Raw genomic sequence first — 14,267 nt, forward strand, 5'->3', positions numbered from 1 at the left:
TGACATCATGACCGCCCTTCGCCCGGAACTGCCCGCTCTCATGGTCGAGGAGCAGGCGAAAGCGGCCCTTCTGGAAGATCTCGGCCGGGCCGGCGACATCACCACCCTCTCGACCATCGGCCCGGGTCAAACAGCCACCGCGAAGATGGGCGTGCGTGAAGCGGGCGTCGTTGCGGGACTGGAACTCGCCCGCACGGCCTTCCGCCTGATCGATCCGTCGATCCGCTTCGAGGCGCTCGCGGGGGACGGCGACCGGGTGGCGGCGGGCGCGACGATTGCCCGGATCTCCGGGCGTGCCCGCGGGCTTCTTTCGGCCGAGCGGGTGGCGCTCAACTTCCTCATGCATCTCTCGGGGGTTGCGACCTACACGGCAACCTTCGCCGATGAGATCGCCCATACGAACGCCAAGGTCTGCTGCACGCGCAAGACGATTCCCGGGCTTCGCGCGCTTGAGAAATATGCCGTTCGCCTCGGCGGCGGCTCCAACCATCGCTACGGGCTCGACGACGCGGTGCTGATCAAGGACAACCACATCGCCGTCTCCGGCGGCGTTGCCGGCGCCATCCGCGCGGCCCGGGCCTATTGCGGCCACCTGGTGAAGGTCGAGGTGGAGGTGGATGGGCTCGCACAGTTGCGCGAGGCGCTGACTGCCTCTCCGGACGTGGTCCTGCTCGACAATATGGGACCGGAACTGCTCAGCGAGGCCGTCGCGATCAACGCAGTACATTGGGGCCTGTCCGCCGCTTCCTATCCCGGCGACCTGCGCCGCACCAGGCTGGAGGCGTCGGGAAACGTGAAGATCGAAACCATTCGGGCAATTGCCGAAACGGGCGTCGACTACATCTCGACATCGAAGATCACGATGGCCGCACCAACGCTCGACATCGGTCTGGACGTGTCGATTTAGCCCGTTTCGCCGGATTGGCTGCAACTCAGCCGCGTTTCCGCGGAACGACACCGGCAGCTGCGCGTTGTTCCCCATTGCTCGAGCGCGATGAGGAGACTCCGATGATGAGAACGATGATCGCTGTCGTCTGTGCGGCAGGAATGACAGCTGCCGCTTCGGCGCAACAATCCTCGCAAACGGCGACGGCCGAGTTCGTGGGCAAGGACGGCACGGACATCGGGCGGGCCACTTTGACGGCGGGCGGCAAGGGCGTGCTGATCGAGATGGAGATAAGCGGCCTGCCGAAGGATACCTGGGTCGCTTTTCACGCGCACGAAATGGGGCGCTGCGATCCCAAGGACGGGTTCAAGTCGGCGGGAGAGCATTTTGCCGGCGAGGATGAAAATGCCGAGCACGGCTTTCTCGCTTCCAATGGCCCGCATGCCGGCGACATGCCGAACCAGTATGTCGGCGCCGATGGCACCCTGCGCGCCCAGATATTCAACAGCTTCGTGTCTCTCGACGACAAGGCTACCGCCCTTCGCGGCCGGGCCCTGGTGATTCACGCGCATTCGGACGACAATCGCAGCCAGCCCTCCGGAGATGCCGGCGACCGGCTGGCCTGCGCGGTGGTGAAGTAGTGCATGTCGCCCAGTACGTTTCTGTGCGCGTCCGAGCTATGCCGCATGCTTGTCACAGAGATCCAGCAGCGCCGCGTTTGCGGCGCGGGAAGGGCTCTTTCAGCCGAAGGACGTGGTGGACCAGCTGATTTCCGTGAAAGCCTTGCTATGCCGCAACCGCCGAGGTGACGCAGGTGGCTGCCGGCCGGCATCAGCAGATAGGTCGCGTCGTATCATTGCTTGATATCGGACCTCTGGCGCGCGAGACGCAGAAGGGGTTTCGGGTAAGCAAGCCAGCGCTGGCATTGCGCCGCGCGGCTACTCCACCTATAGCGGCAGTTGACGGCGCCGACGGTAAGCCGCGCGTTGCGGATCCGCCGCAACTGCCGTTTGCGTTTATGCCAGCCTCGCGGCCGTATCAGCGCCCGCCAAGCTTGAGGCCGGGCGCGGGCCGCTCGTCCAGGATCTGCCGGCGGAAGCGGAAGAGTGCGGCCGGACGGCCGCCGGTCGATGCCAGGGTCTCTCCCGTCGGCTCGACGAGCTCCGCTCCTTCGACGAGGCGGCGGAAGTTCTGCTTGTGAAGATGGCGCCCTGAGATCGCCTCGACGGTTGCCTGCAGGTCGGTGAGGGTGAAGGCCGGCGGCATCAGTTCGAAAACAACAGGCCGGTATTTGAGCTTGCCGCGCAGTCTCGCGACGGCGGTCGCGGCGATCCGGCGGTGATCGTGGCGCATCGCCAGCCCTGCCGCCGGGCTCTCCGGATCGCGGCAATGGCCGTCGATGACAGCCTCGCGCACCAGTCCCGCCTCGTAGAGCAGTTCGTAGCGCTCCAGCACGCGTTCTTCGTCCCAGGGAAAGTCGTCAAGGCCGAAGGCGAGGCGGACCCTTGAACGGCGCTGTGCCGCCGAGGGCGACTTCTCGTCTCCGGATTCCCAGCGGGCAAGCGCCGGCAGGATGGCCTGATCGAGTATCGTGGGGCGCCCGAGGCGCCAGTCTTCCCAAGGCAGATAGCCGTACCAGTCGCGCCAATGGGCGCCGGCTTCGGCGAGCCTCTCATTGTTCTCGGCGTCGGTGCGCGTCAGCGCGAGATAGCCGACGGATACCATGTGCTTGCCTTCCTCGCCGGGCAGCCGCTGGCGCCCTCGGTCGCCGAAGGTGTAAAGCTGCTCGATATAGCCGAGCTTGAGCGCCGTACGCTTCTCGACACGCGCCCGCAGGCTTGCCTCGAAGGTACGGTGGCGGGCCGGGTCGAACGGTCCGAAGGGCAGGCTGTCGCGAGCGTCCCCGTCCGTCTCGCTCACCGCGAGGATGCGCGGGCTGCGGTTGACGACAGCGACGATCACGGCATTGAGCCCGATCTCGACCGTGACGGGCTGCGCTTCACCGGGCATGTTGCACGTCTTGCAGGGGCAGGACGAAAGGCGCATTGCCGTCGGCATCCGCGCCGCGCCCGATGGCGCGTACCGCGGCGACGAGTGCACCCTTGCGCGACAACGCCCGGTCGCCGATTTCCACGAGCCGCGCATTCGGCGTGGCGAAGGGCGATGCAACCCGGAGGCGCACGGCGAGCGCATGATCGTCCTGATCCGGTTCGACGGCGAGTGCGGCGATCAGCGCGGCCGCGGGCGAGCGGGAGACACCCATCCAGCAATGTATGAGCATCGGCCGCGTCCGGTCCCATTTGCGGGCGAAATCGATGATCCGCTGGACGTGCTCTTCCTGCGGGGCGATGAGGTCGCCCGTTCCGGCAAAACTGATGTCGTTGACCCCGATCGTCAGATGCTTCGCCTTGTCGATAACGGCGGGACGATGAAAATCCTGGCCTTTTGCGAGCAGGCTCAGCATTTCGCGGCAGCCATGCCTGACGGCCATTTCCGCGATGCGCCGAAGCGGTGAGACCACGATAGCCGTCATGGTCACGCCTCCTGTCCCGCCTTGGCGCGCTCGGACTCCAACGTATTGAAGCGCGCTGCGAAGAGCCGCTGCGCCTCGACTGCTGGCAGAGGATCGATCAGCAACATATCGCGGGTGATGCCGCGCGGCTGGCCGAAGAACTTGCGGGCCTCCTCGGCGGAAAAGCCGGCAAGCTCCGTCGCTTCGAAATAGGCGGCGATGCGGTCGGCCTTCTTGATCCGTTCCTTGAGCTCCTTGGGCGTGTGAGCGGGAAGCCCGAAGCGGAGATGGACCGCATTCTCCAGGCGCTTCTCCACGGTCTTGTAGCCGCCGCCGACGACGGCCTTGAACGGCGAGATCATGTCGCCGATGACATATTCCGGCGCGTCGTGAAGCAGGGCCATCAGGCAATCCTGGGCATCGCAGCGGTTGGTGCGGCGGAATATCTCCTCGACGACGAGGCTGTGCTGGGCAACGGAGAAGGCGTGGTCGCCGGAAGTCTGCCCATTCCACCGCGCTACGCGGGCGAGCCCGTGCGCAATGTCGGAAAGCTCGACATCGAGCGGCGAGGGATCGAGAAGATCGAGCCGCCTGCCGGAAAGCATACGCTGCCACGCACGCGCATTCATCATGCGCTCGCCTCGTCTGCCTCGCTCGGAAAGGCGAGCCCCGTCCAGGCGGGCAGCGTCACGGTAACGGGCACGTCGCCGGCAAGAATGGCCTCACCCTTGACGATCGCTTCGCCCGCCTTGTCGGTCCTGACGATAGCCAGGCCGTCCCGATCCAGTACGGTGCCGAGAGAACCGATCGGCCGCCCATTGACGGAAATGCCCGTTCCGGTCGGCGGCAGCGTCGCCTCGCCGGCGACGATGACGAGGCGGCGTCTCGCGGTGCCGCGGTGCTGCATTCGCGAAACGACTTCCTGCCCGACATAGCAGCCCTTGCGGAAGGAAAGGCCGCCATTCAGGTCCATCAGCACATCGTGCGGAAAGGCGTCCTGCAGGTCATAGTCGCGGCCGGCGACGGCGACGCCCGCCGCGATCCTGAGCCGGTCGAACGCGGCGATGCCGGCTTCCGCGGCAGGCATGTCGCGATAGAGGCGGAAAACGGACATGCCCGCCTTCTCGAACCGATGATCGCGGTAGCTCTCGGCAGGCGCATCCTCTCCGAATACGACGGTGACCGGCTCCGGCGAGTTGAGGGAGAGTTCCACTGCCGAGCGCAACTTGTACATCGTCAGGCGCTTGAGCAGCGCTTCGGCCTGGTCCTCCGTCGTGTCCAGCCGCAACGCTTCGCCGTCGCGGGAGATCAGGAAATCGAACAGAATCTTGCCCTGCGGCGTCAGGAGCGCACCGGGCCGGACCTCATCTGGAGCCAGCGTGGCGACATCCGTCGTGATCAGCGTCTGAAGAAGGTTCTCCGCGTCCTTTCCGGAGACACGAATGATTGCCCGGTCGTCGAGGCAAAGCTTTGGCATATGTCGAGTCCTATTCTCTATCCCGAAGAGGTAGGATGTCTGCCGGGGAAGGGCAAGCATGCCCGAGCGGGATCCGTCAGTATTCCCGTCGCTCCGGCACGAGACGCGCTCAATCGCCCGCGACGAAGAACTTCCACCTTCCATCCGGCGTGATGCCGACGCGGTAGAAATTGTAGCTGCCGAACTCTTCCATCCCGGCGAAGTCGCCGGCGGTCACCAGCCGGAAGAGGTCGACCTTTTCCGGGGCGGTCAGCGACGAGAGCGGCTTCTCGGCGAAATAGGGCCAGACATAGGCCTCCTCGGGAGTACCCTTGTCCGCAAGCACGAAGCCCGTCGACATGACATCGAGGAGGATGGCCAGAATTTCGATGCCGTCCTGGTCGCCGGAAAGACTTTTGAGGGCGGCAATCGGGTCGTCTTCCCCGGCGGTGGCGGTAACCTGGGTCTGGGTGGGGCCCTTGCCGAGCAGCGGACGCAACCGCTCTATGTCACCCGAAGCCGCGGCCTCGACGATCAGTTCGCGCATGCGTGCGACCGGCACCGGGATTTTCGAGACATCCGTCAGCACCTCGATGGGCTCTACCACCTCGGGCGCGGCGATCTCATCATCCTTTGGCTCGACCGCGGTCCTGTCGACGAGAGGGTCGGGCATCGGAATTTCGAGAGGGGTCCGTTCTTCCGGCGAGGCGCCGTCGCGCCCTTCGCTCGGAGCTGCGTTCTGTTCGCCGGCAATGGAGACAGGTGCGTCCGGAAACTCACTGAGGGCCAGCGCCGGCGCGGCGGTCATGGTCGCACTCGCCAGCAGCAACACAACGAGACCAACCGGGGAAGCCCGGTTTGCAGGGTTCCGGTTCATCGGGCAGTCCTGATGTTACTGAATCGTCCGCTCTGGCGAGAATTCTCCGGCGAGCATGCGCTCGCGAAGCGAATTCAGCATTGCCTCGGCACCTTCTTCGCCATGGAGCCGGACGGTTTCACGCATGGCCAGCGCAATCGCCGCATCGGCGATGATCTCGGGCTCGATGCCGTCGGCCATGCCATCCGCCCAAGCCTCGTTCTGGTGTTCGAGCGCCGCCTGCATCTTCTCGTGGACGATCATGTCGTCGATGTCTGTCAGGCTTGGTTCCATCATTCGTTCCATGCGGCTTCCACTATGTGCACTTGGCTAACCTACCGCCTGTCCGCTGAACCGCAACTGAACGGGCGGACAGGCCGGCTACTTCTTATCACTCTCTTAACAAACTTAGCAGCCTTTTCCCGAAACGACACGGGGTCAGGGAAAAAGAGGTTAATATCGTCCTAATTTCCAAAGCGCGCGACGATTTCCGAGGCGAGTGTTGCACCTTCGGCACGGTAGCGCTCTTCCGCGAGCGTCGCGGGCTCCGTACATCTGGTGTATACCGAGGCGAAGGTCCGATACCCCCGGTTGAAAGCGGCGGTTATGCGCTCGCGCCGTTTCGGCTCTCCTGCGGCCTCCTTGTCGATCAGTTCCTGCGCGGAGCGGCGCCAGTCGTCTTCGGCCTGGTCGAGACAGAGATTGCGCAGGTAATGCACCGAGCCGAGAATCTCGGCCAGGCGGATCAACCGCTGGTCATAAGGGGTCGGCTTTTCCGCCGAATCCGGGGAGGGAGCGGTCGTTTGCGAGGCGGGCTGCTGTTCCTGGGCCGTCGCGCCTGCGGCGGTCACGACGAGGATGCCTGCCAACAACAGTCCGAACGGGAACCGCGGTTCGATCATGAGCCCCTCAAATCCGAACTGGCGCCCCTTTCGAGCCCAGATACACGCCTGGGCCCACCGGTCCGCAGCTTTTCCACGCAGTCGCGTACGCTTTCCGGAATGGGCAAGGTGAAAATCTCCTCCGGTGTGAACCAGCCGACACCGGCCGCATCATCGCAGGCGATCGCGACCGCATCGGAATCGGCTTCGACGGTGAAGACCGAGAGCAGGAAGTGACGCTCCTGCGGTACCGTCCCGGGCAAATCATAGGTTTCGAAAAGCACGGGATCGCGGGCGCTGATGCCGGTTTCCTCGGCGAGTTCGCGCAATGCCGTTTGCGCAGGGGTTTCCCCGGGTTCGGCCCTGCCGCCGGGAAAAGCGTACATGTCGGCTGACGGCGGATTGGCCCGCCGGATAAGAAGGTAACGGCCGTTCCGTTCGAGAATGGCGGAGGAGGCGCGCTCTGGTTGCTTCGTCGTCATGGAATCGAAAATCACCTCGGTCGTTGACCCATATTATGTGAAGTGCCACATCAATGTCATGTGCGGACGTTTTGCGCTTACGGCGACGCCGGAGGAATTGCTAGAGCTGTTTGGCCTGCTGGAGGCGGAGGGCTTTCCTGCGCGCTTCAATATCGCGCCGACGCAGCCGATCATCGTGATCGTCGCCTCCGATCGGTCAGAACCCGGCAGCAACCTGCCGGAACGCAAAGCCCTACTGGTCCGCTGGGGCTTCACGCCCAGCTGGGTCAAGGACCCGCGCAAGTTTCCGCTGCTCATCAATGCGCGGGCCGAAACGGCGATCGGCAAGGCAGCGTTCCGCGCAGCAATGCGCCATCGCCGCGTGCTGGTGCCGGCCTCCGGTTTCTACGAATGGCGCCGCCCGGCCAAGGGCAGCCGGGAGGCCTCGCAGGCCTATTGGGTTCGTCCGAAAAAGGGCGGAATCGTGGCCTTTGCCGGCCTCATGGAGACATGGTCTTCCGCCGACGGTTCGGAGGTCGACACCGCGGCGGTTCTGACGACCGACGCCAACCGCGCCGTCAGCCATATCCATGACCGCATGCCGGTCGTTATCCAGCCGGAAGATTTTTCCCGCTGGCTCGACTGCAAGAGCCAGGAGCCCCGCGAAGTGGCCGATCTCATGGTGCCGGCGGCGGAGGATTATTTCGAAGCAATCCCCGTTTCGGACAAGGTGAACAAGGTTGGCAACACCGGCCCCGAGCTTCAGGACGAGATCACGCCCGCAGTGCCGATCCCCAAGAGGGCGCGGGCTGACGATCGGGATGATGATGGCGGGCAGATGTCGCTGTTTTAGCAGAACGATCAACGGGGCAGGTGCCCCTCATCCCACTGCCGCGACCTTCTCTCCGTACACGGGGAAAAGGGACAAGCGGTGCCCGCTCGTCCACCTGGGTACCCACTGGAAGGAGAACGCAAGCGGCAAACTCGTCCCCTCGCCCCGCTTGCGGGGAGAGGGTTAGGGTGAGGGGCCGACGTGGGCCTCCGAAGGTTAAGCCGAACGCTTCGCGATCTTCTTGTCGGCCGGTTTCGTCCTGACCTGCAGCGCGGCTGCGAGGACGGCCTTCAGGCCAAGGGGGCGGTATTTCGTCAGCAGATCGGATGGCGGCGGGTTGCGTTCGGCAATTTTGGCGGCCTTCATTGCATGTCTTCCTTGGTGTTTTCCCTGTTGGGAACATTAGCCCTCGTGAATTTTCAACGAAAACCGTGTCCCCGTTGTTCCTCGGGAAACAGGACTTGATGCAGTGTCGGGCTGCATTTGCGAATCTCCTTCCCCTCCGACGAGTTCCAGATAGCCCAATCGTGACAAATCCATGGCCGCAATGGTTGTAGAATCACGAGTTTCGCCTGCGCGTGGTTCGCCTCTTGACCGGCGCCGGACGACGCGCGATAAGGGGCGCCATGAAAACGGTTATCTGCATCATTTGCCGGAAGATTATTCGCTAGCCGATCCGCTGGCCTGGCCGTTTTCGTCTCCAGAAATCCAAGATGACAAACGCGCGGGGCCACCCGGCGATTATGTTCTGGCGGCTGCATGCAGATTTGGAGATTGGATGGGCGCCATGCCGATTTTGAAGCTGTACAACACGCTGACGCGGGAGAAGACCGATTTCCGGCCGATAGATCCTCAAAACGTCCGCATGTATGTCTGCGGCCCGACGGTCTACGATTATGCCCATATCGGCAATGCACGTCCGATCATCGTCTTCGACGTCCTGTTCCGGCTGCTTCGTCACGTCTATGGGGCGGATCACGTCACCTATGCGCGCAACATCACCGACGTGGACGACAAGATCAACGCGCGGGCATTGCGCGATTATCCCGGGCTGCCGCTGAACGAGGCGATCCGGCATGTAACCGAGAAGACCGAGACGCAGTTCCTCGAAGATGCGGCGGCCCTCGGCTGCCTCGAGCCGACAGTGCAGCCGCGCGCCACCGAGAACATCGCCGGGATGATCGAGATCATAGAAAAGCTGATCGCCAAGGGTCATGCCTATGAGGCCGAAGGCGAGGTGCTCTTCGACACGCGGTCGATGGACGATTACGGCCAGCTCTCCAAGCGCAATCTCGACGAGCAGCAGGCGGGTGCCCGCGTCGCCGTCGAGGCGCACAAGAAAAACCCGGGCGATTTCGTGCTCTGGAAGCTCTCCGCCGAGCACGAGCCGGGCTGGGACGGCCCCTGGGGTCGCGGGCGGCCCGGCTGGCACATCGAATGCTCCGCGATGAGCGAGCGCTATCTCGGCGAGGTCTTCGACATACACGCGGGCGGCATCGACCTGATCTTCCCGCATCACGAGAACGAGATCGCCCAGTCGCGCTGCGCCCATGGCACGAAGGTCATGGCGAATGTCTGGATGCACAACGGCTTCCTGCAGGTCGAAGGCCGCAAGATGTCGAAATCCGAGGGCAATTTCATCACCATTTACGAGCTTCTCCACGTCGAGAAATTCGGCGGCCGCAAATGGCCGGGCGAGGTGCTGCGGCTGGCGATGCTGATGACCCATTACCGCGAGCCCATCGACTTCTCGATCAAGCGGCTGGAAGAGGCCGAGCACCTGCTGTCGAAATGGCCGGTCTACGGCGACGCCTCGGGCGAGGCGGATCCGGCCGTCGTCGCCGCCCTGGCGGACGATCTCAACACCGTGGCGGCCATCCAGGCGCTGCATGCGCTGGCGCAGAAGGCTTCCGCCGACTCGCGCCATCTCGGGGCCTTCGCCGCCAGCGCGGCGCTTCTCGGGGTGGTGCCGAAGGAGGTCGAGCTCGACCAGGCGGTTGTCCGCGAGATCGATGGCCGGGTACGTGAGCGCCTGGAACTGCTGAAGGCCAAGAACTACGTGGAGGCCGACGGCATTCGCGCCGATCTCCTTGCGAGAGGCATTCAGCTCAAGGACGGCAAGGACCCCGAGACCGGCGAACGGGTGACCACCTGGGAGGTGAAGCGGTCTCAGGTCTAGAGCGGGATGAGGAAGGAGGAGGGCGATATGGCTGACGAGATACATGCGGGCGGGTGCCAGTGTGGCGCGGTCCGGTTTCGCGTCGAGGGCAAACTCGGCGATGCTTCCGTCTGTCATTGCCGCATGTGCCAGAAGGCGAGCGGCAATTTCTACCTGCCGCTTGTTTCCGTACGCGGCGCGAAGCTCGTATGGACCCGGGGCGAGCGCGAGCGCTTCCAGTCCTCGAATGTCGTCTGGCGCGGCTTCTGCGGCGACTGCGGAACGCCGCTGACCTACGAGGCGCCGGACGGCATGGCGCTCGCGATCGCTGCTTTCGACAGGCCGGAAGGCATCGTGCCGGCGATCCAATGGGGCGTCGAAGGGAAACTGCCCTATGTGGATCATATATCCGAACTGCCTGGAGAAAAGACCATGGCCGACGCCGAGGCCGTCTCGTTTCTCGCCGATCTCGTTTCCTATCAGCATCCCGACCACGACACCGAAACCTGGCCACCGGAGGAAAGAGGATGAGCAATACCGTCAGGACTGGAGGCTGCCAGTGCGGGGCCGTTCGCTTCCGCATCCACGGAGAGCTCGGGCGCCCCTCGATCTGCCATTGCCGCATGTGTCAGAAGCAGTTCGGCTCGTTCTTCTCCGCCTTGGTGACGGCGCCGAAGGATGGGGTCGAGTGGACCCGTGACGAACCGAGCTATTTCCAGTCATCGGTCAATATCGATCGCGGCTTCTGCCCGAAATGCGGAACGCCGCTGACCTATCGGCATCCCGGCGGCCTCGAAATCGCCATAGGCGCATTCGACGACCGCTCCGATCTCGCGCCGCAAATCCAGGTCAATTACCAGTCCCGGCTTCCCTGGGTCGAAACAATCTTCGAGCAGCCGGTTCACGACGATCCCGCCTATTATGGGCGGCAGGAGCAGATCATCTCGTTTCAGCACCCGGATCACGAGACGGAGCAGTGGCCGCCGGGCGGGGTCTGGGGACGATGATCGGACGCATCTTCACCGGCGGCTGCCAGTGCGGCGCGGTGCGGTATCGCGCCGAGGGCACGCTGGACGATCCGCATATCTGCCATTGCCGTATGTGTCAGAAGGCCGCGGGCAACTACTTTCTGCCGCTCGCCAACGTTGCGCGCGAGGATTTCCGCATCACGCGCGGCCAGCCCGCCTGGTTCCGATCGTCCGGTCTCGTTCGCCGCGGCTTCTGCCGCGACTGCGGGACACCGCTTTTCTACGACATGCCGGAGGCGAGCTTCCTGAACATCGCGCTCGGCTCGCTCGACGATCCGGATGACGTGCAGCCGGTCTATCAGTCTGGCGTCGAGGCGCGAATGTTCTGGTTTTCGCATCTGCCGGCCCTGCCGGAGAGGGAAACGGACGACGGCAGCAAAGCGGCCGCAGAGCGTCATCTCATTGTCCTGGAAACCAACCGCCAGCATCCCGACTACGACACGGTGCACTGGCCGCCCGAGGAAGATCTACCGTGAGTTCTCAGTTGCGCACCCTCTATCCCGAAATCGAGCCCTATGCGTCCGGTCACCTCCATGTCGGCGACGGCCATGCGGTCTATTGGGAGCGGGTGGGCACGCCCGGAGCCAAGCCGGCGGTCTTCCTGCATGGCGGTCCGGGCGGTACGATCTCGCCGAACCATCGACGGCTGTTCGATCCGGAACTCTACGACGTGATGCTGTTCGATCAGCGTGGCTGCGGCAAGTCGACGCCGCATGCGGAAATCGAGGCCAATACGACCTGGCATCTCGTGGCTGATATCGAACGGCTGCGGGAACTGGCCGCCGTCGACAAATGGCTCGTCTTCGGCGGCTCCTGGGGATCGACGCTGGCGCTCGCCTATGCCGAGAACCATCCTGAGCGGGTCTCCGAGCTCGTCGTCAGGGGTATTTACACGCTGACCAAGGCCGAGCTCGACTGGTACTATCAGTTCGGCGTCTCGGAAATGTTCCCCGACAAGTGGGAGCGTTTCATCGCCCCGATCCCGCCGGAAGAACGCCATGAGATGATGCGGGCCTATCACCGGCGCCTCACGAGTGAGGACCGTGCGACGCGGCTTGCCGCGGCCAGGGCCTGGAGCATATGGGAGGGGGAGACAATCACCCTGCTGCCGGAGCCGGCCACCAGTACGCCCTTCGAGGACGAGGAGTACGCTCATGCGTTCGCACGCATCGAGAACCACTTCTTCGTCAACGCCGGCTGGCTGGAGGAGGGGCAATTGCTGCGCGATGCGCACAAGCTACACGCAATCCCGGGTGTGATCGTACACGGCCGCTACGACATGCCGTGCCCGGCGAAATATGCCTGGCAGTTGCACAAAGCTTGGCCCGACGCCGAATTCCATCTCGTCGAGGGGGCGGGACATGCCTATTCGGAGCCGGGCATTCTCGACCGTCTGATCCGCGCGACCGACAAATTCGCCGGCAAGGTCGAATAGGGCGGATGGGAAGAACACCGTAATCGAGCCGTGAATTGCAGTTGGAACCGAGACATGACCAGGGAACGCATCTATCTCTTCGACACGACGCTTCGGGACGGACAGCAGACGCCCGGCATCGACTTTTCCGTTGAGGACAAGATCGCCATCGCGTCCCTGCTCGATCAATTCGGCATGGATTACGTTGAGGGCGGGTATCCCGGCGCCAATCCGACGGACACGGAATTCTTCAAGTGCCGGCGCACCGAGCAGGCTTCCTTCGTCGCCTTCGGCATGACCAAGCGCGCCGGCGTCTCCGCTTCCAACGACCCGGGCCTCAATGCGCTGCTGGACGCGAAGAGCGATGCGATCTGTCTTGTCGCCAAGAGCTGGGACTATCATGTCAAAGTGGCGCTCGGCTGCTCCAACGAGGAGAATCTCGACAATATCCGCGCATCCGTCGAGGCGGTCGTCTCATCCGGGCGCGAGGCGATGGTGGATTGCGAGCATTTCTTCGACGGATACAAGGCGAACCCCGCCTATGCGATCGCTTGCGCGAAAACGGCTCGCGACGCGGGCGCCCGCTGGGTCGTGCTTTGCGACACCAATGGCGGGACGCAGACTCCCGAAATCCGCGATATCGTCTCGGCCGTGATCGCGGCGGGTGTGCCCGGTGCAAATCTCGGCATCCACGCGCATAACGATACGGGGCAGGCGGTGGCCAACTCGCTGGCGGCAATCGAAGCCGGCGTTCGTCAGATACAGGGCACGCTCAACGGCATCGGCGAACGTTGCGGCAACGCCAATCTTGTCACGCTGATTGCGACGCTTGGGTTGAAGGAAGCCTATTCGAGCCGCTTCGAGACGGGAATCGATGCCGAAAGGCTCCAGGAGCTGACCAAGCTCGCCCATGCCTTCGACGAGTTGCTCAACCGCTCGCCCGATCCCCAGGCTCCTTATGTCGGCGCTTCGGCTTTTGCCACCAAAGCCGGTATCCACGCCTCTGCGCTGCTCAAGGATCCGAGAACCTACGAGCACGTCGCGCCGGAAACCGTCGGCAACCTGCGCAAGGTCATGGTCTCGGATCAGGGCGGCAAGGCCAATTTCATCAATGCCCTCAAGCGGCGCGGCATCACGGTCTCCAAGGACGACCCACGGCTCGACAAGTTGATCTCGATCGTCAAGGAACGCGAGGCGACGGGGTATGCCTATGAGGGCGCGGATGCGAGCTTCGCGCTGCTCGCGAGCCGCATTCTCGGCTCCGTGCCCGATTTCTTCCGGGTGGAGAGCTTTCGGGTCATGGTCGAGCGCCGATTCGATGCGAACGGCAAACTGAAGACGGTGTCGGAAGCCGTGGTCAAGGTGATCGTTGACGGCGAGACGATGATGTCTGTCGCCGAGGGTCACGGCCCGGTCAACGCGCTCGACCTCGCGCTTCGCAAGGACCTCGGGAAGTATCAGTCGGAGATCGCCGACCTCGAGCTGGCCGATTACAAGGTGCGCATCCTCAACGGCGGCACCGAGGCCGTCACCCGCGTGCTGATCGAGTCGACGGACCGCACAGGCGCGCGCTGGTGGACGGTGGGCGTGTCCGACAACATCATTGACGCCTCATTTCAGGCGTTGATGGACAGTATCGTCTATAAGCTGCTCAAGAACCGTGACCAGGTCGGCTTGATCGCGGCGGAGTGAACCGCGTGCATGAGCGCCGTTCATTCATCGGTTCACGGAAATGAATTGGTGCATCACTTTCTGTTGGAGTAGGACGCAGGAAGAGTGACGG

18 protein-coding genes are annotated in these 14,267 nt (G+C 63.7%); 9 read left to right on the forward strand and 9 right to left on the reverse strand.

The window, feature by feature from the left end:
• Positions 1-7: 7 nt before the first annotated feature.
• Both nadC and SINAR_RS0115265 read left to right on the forward strand, forming a co-directional pair.
• Entirely contained in the window at positions 8-907 is a 900-nt protein-coding gene (gene nadC, locus SINAR_RS0115260; protein WP_027999909.1) for a carboxylating nicotinate-nucleotide diphosphorylase, read from the forward strand.
• Between the two features lie 101 nt (positions 908-1,008).
• Positions 1,009-1,527, forward strand: coding sequence for a superoxide dismutase family protein (locus SINAR_RS0115265; RefSeq protein ID WP_027999910.1), 519 nt, complete (start codon positions 1,009-1,011; stop codon positions 1,525-1,527).
• A gap of 397 nt (positions 1,528-1,924) precedes the next feature.
• Here SINAR_RS0115265 and SINAR_RS0115270 read toward each other — a convergent pair whose 3' ends face one another.
• From SINAR_RS0115270 to SINAR_RS0115305, 8 genes are all read right to left on the reverse strand, one after another.
• Positions 1,925-2,932, reverse strand: a complete 1,008-nt coding sequence (locus SINAR_RS0115270) for an NUDIX hydrolase (protein ID WP_027999911.1) — start codon at positions 2,930-2,932, stop codon at positions 1,925-1,927.
• The gene (locus SINAR_RS0115275) at positions 2,886-3,419 is read right to left on the reverse strand and encodes a tyrosine phosphatase family protein (protein ID WP_027999912.1); all 534 of its coding nucleotides are present in this window, start codon (positions 3,417-3,419) and stop codon (positions 2,886-2,888) included. The genes SINAR_RS0115270 and SINAR_RS0115275 overlap by 47 nt, the downstream gene beginning before the upstream one ends.
• Positions 3,420-3,421: 2 nt before the next feature.
• Positions 3,422-4,030 carry a YfbR-like 5'-deoxynucleotidase gene (locus SINAR_RS0115280; RefSeq protein ID WP_027999913.1) on the reverse strand — a complete coding sequence of 203 codons (609 nt, stop codon included), beginning with the start codon at positions 4,028-4,030 and terminating at the stop codon, positions 3,422-3,424.
• Positions 4,027-4,875 carry a CAF17-like 4Fe-4S cluster assembly/insertion protein YgfZ gene (gene ygfZ, locus SINAR_RS0115285; protein WP_027999914.1) on the reverse strand — a complete coding sequence of 283 codons (849 nt, stop codon included), beginning with the start codon at positions 4,873-4,875 and terminating at the stop codon, positions 4,027-4,029. The genes SINAR_RS0115280 and ygfZ overlap by 4 nt, the downstream gene beginning before the upstream one ends.
• 109 nt (positions 4,876-4,984) lie before the next feature.
• Positions 4,985-5,731: a hypothetical protein gene (locus tag SINAR_RS0115290; RefSeq protein ID WP_027999915.1), complete on the reverse strand. Its 747-nt coding sequence runs from the start codon at positions 5,729-5,731 to the stop codon at positions 4,985-4,987.
• Positions 5,732-5,746: 15 nt separating this feature from the next.
• Positions 5,747-6,016 (reverse strand): hypothetical protein, encoded by a 270-nt coding sequence (locus tag SINAR_RS0115295; RefSeq protein WP_010969047.1) that lies wholly within the window; start codon positions 6,014-6,016, stop codon positions 5,747-5,749.
• Between the two features lie 158 nt (positions 6,017-6,174).
• Positions 6,175-6,612 (reverse strand): TIGR02301 family protein, encoded by a 438-nt coding sequence (locus tag SINAR_RS0115300; RefSeq protein WP_027999916.1) that lies wholly within the window; start codon positions 6,610-6,612, stop codon positions 6,175-6,177.
• A complete protein-coding gene (locus tag SINAR_RS0115305) occupies positions 6,609-7,073 on the reverse strand; it encodes an NUDIX hydrolase (RefSeq protein WP_027999917.1) in 465 nt (154 codons plus the stop codon). The genes SINAR_RS0115300 and SINAR_RS0115305 overlap by 4 nt, the downstream gene beginning before the upstream one ends.
• Here SINAR_RS0115305 and SINAR_RS0115310 point away from each other — a divergent pair.
• Positions 7,072-7,905: an SOS response-associated peptidase gene (locus SINAR_RS0115310; RefSeq protein ID WP_027999918.1), complete on the forward strand. Its 834-nt coding sequence runs from the start codon at positions 7,072-7,074 to the stop codon at positions 7,903-7,905. The genes SINAR_RS0115305 and SINAR_RS0115310 overlap by 2 nt on opposite strands.
• A gap of 195 nt (positions 7,906-8,100) precedes the next feature.
• Here the strand turns inward: SINAR_RS0115310 and SINAR_RS1000000135425 are convergent, their stop codons facing one another.
• Complete coding sequence (locus SINAR_RS1000000135425; protein WP_084617449.1) at positions 8,101-8,250, reverse strand: hypothetical protein; 150 nt, start codon at positions 8,248-8,250, stop codon at positions 8,101-8,103.
• 412 nt (positions 8,251-8,662) lie between these two features.
• Between SINAR_RS1000000135425 and cysS the strand changes: the two genes are divergently transcribed.
• The 6 genes from cysS to cimA are packed head-to-tail and all read left to right on the forward strand — an operon-like array spanning position 8,663 to position 14,176.
• Complete coding sequence (gene cysS / locus SINAR_RS0115320) at positions 8,663-10,063, forward strand: cysteine--tRNA ligase (RefSeq protein WP_027999919.1); 1,401 nt, start codon at positions 8,663-8,665, stop codon at positions 10,061-10,063.
• A 27-nt stretch (positions 10,064-10,090) separates the two neighbouring features.
• Positions 10,091-10,573 (forward strand): GFA family protein, encoded by a 483-nt coding sequence (locus tag SINAR_RS0115325; RefSeq protein WP_027999920.1) that lies wholly within the window; start codon positions 10,091-10,093, stop codon positions 10,571-10,573.
• Positions 10,570-11,049 carry a GFA family protein gene (locus SINAR_RS0115330; RefSeq protein WP_027999921.1) on the forward strand — a complete coding sequence of 160 codons (480 nt, stop codon included), beginning with the start codon at positions 10,570-10,572 and terminating at the stop codon, positions 11,047-11,049. The genes SINAR_RS0115325 and SINAR_RS0115330 overlap by 4 nt, the downstream gene beginning before the upstream one ends.
• Entirely contained in the window at positions 11,046-11,546 is a 501-nt protein-coding gene (locus SINAR_RS0115335; RefSeq protein WP_027999922.1) for a GFA family protein, read from the forward strand. The genes SINAR_RS0115330 and SINAR_RS0115335 overlap by 4 nt, the downstream gene beginning before the upstream one ends.
• Positions 11,543-12,505, forward strand: a complete 963-nt coding sequence (pip, locus tag SINAR_RS0115340; protein WP_027999923.1) for a prolyl aminopeptidase — start codon at positions 11,543-11,545, stop codon at positions 12,503-12,505. Before SINAR_RS0115335 ends, pip begins: the two co-directional genes overlap by 4 nt.
• Before the next feature lie 54 nt (positions 12,506-12,559).
• Positions 12,560-14,176 carry a citramalate synthase gene (gene cimA / locus SINAR_RS0115345; protein WP_027999924.1) on the forward strand — a complete coding sequence of 539 codons (1,617 nt, stop codon included), beginning with the start codon at positions 12,560-12,562 and terminating at the stop codon, positions 14,174-14,176.
• Positions 14,177-14,267: the final 91 nt, after the last annotated feature.

The sequence above is a fragment of the Sinorhizobium arboris LMG 14919 genome (assembly GCF_000427465.1).
GTDB classification, from domain to species: Bacteria; Pseudomonadota; Alphaproteobacteria; order Rhizobiales; family Rhizobiaceae; genus Sinorhizobium; species Sinorhizobium arboris.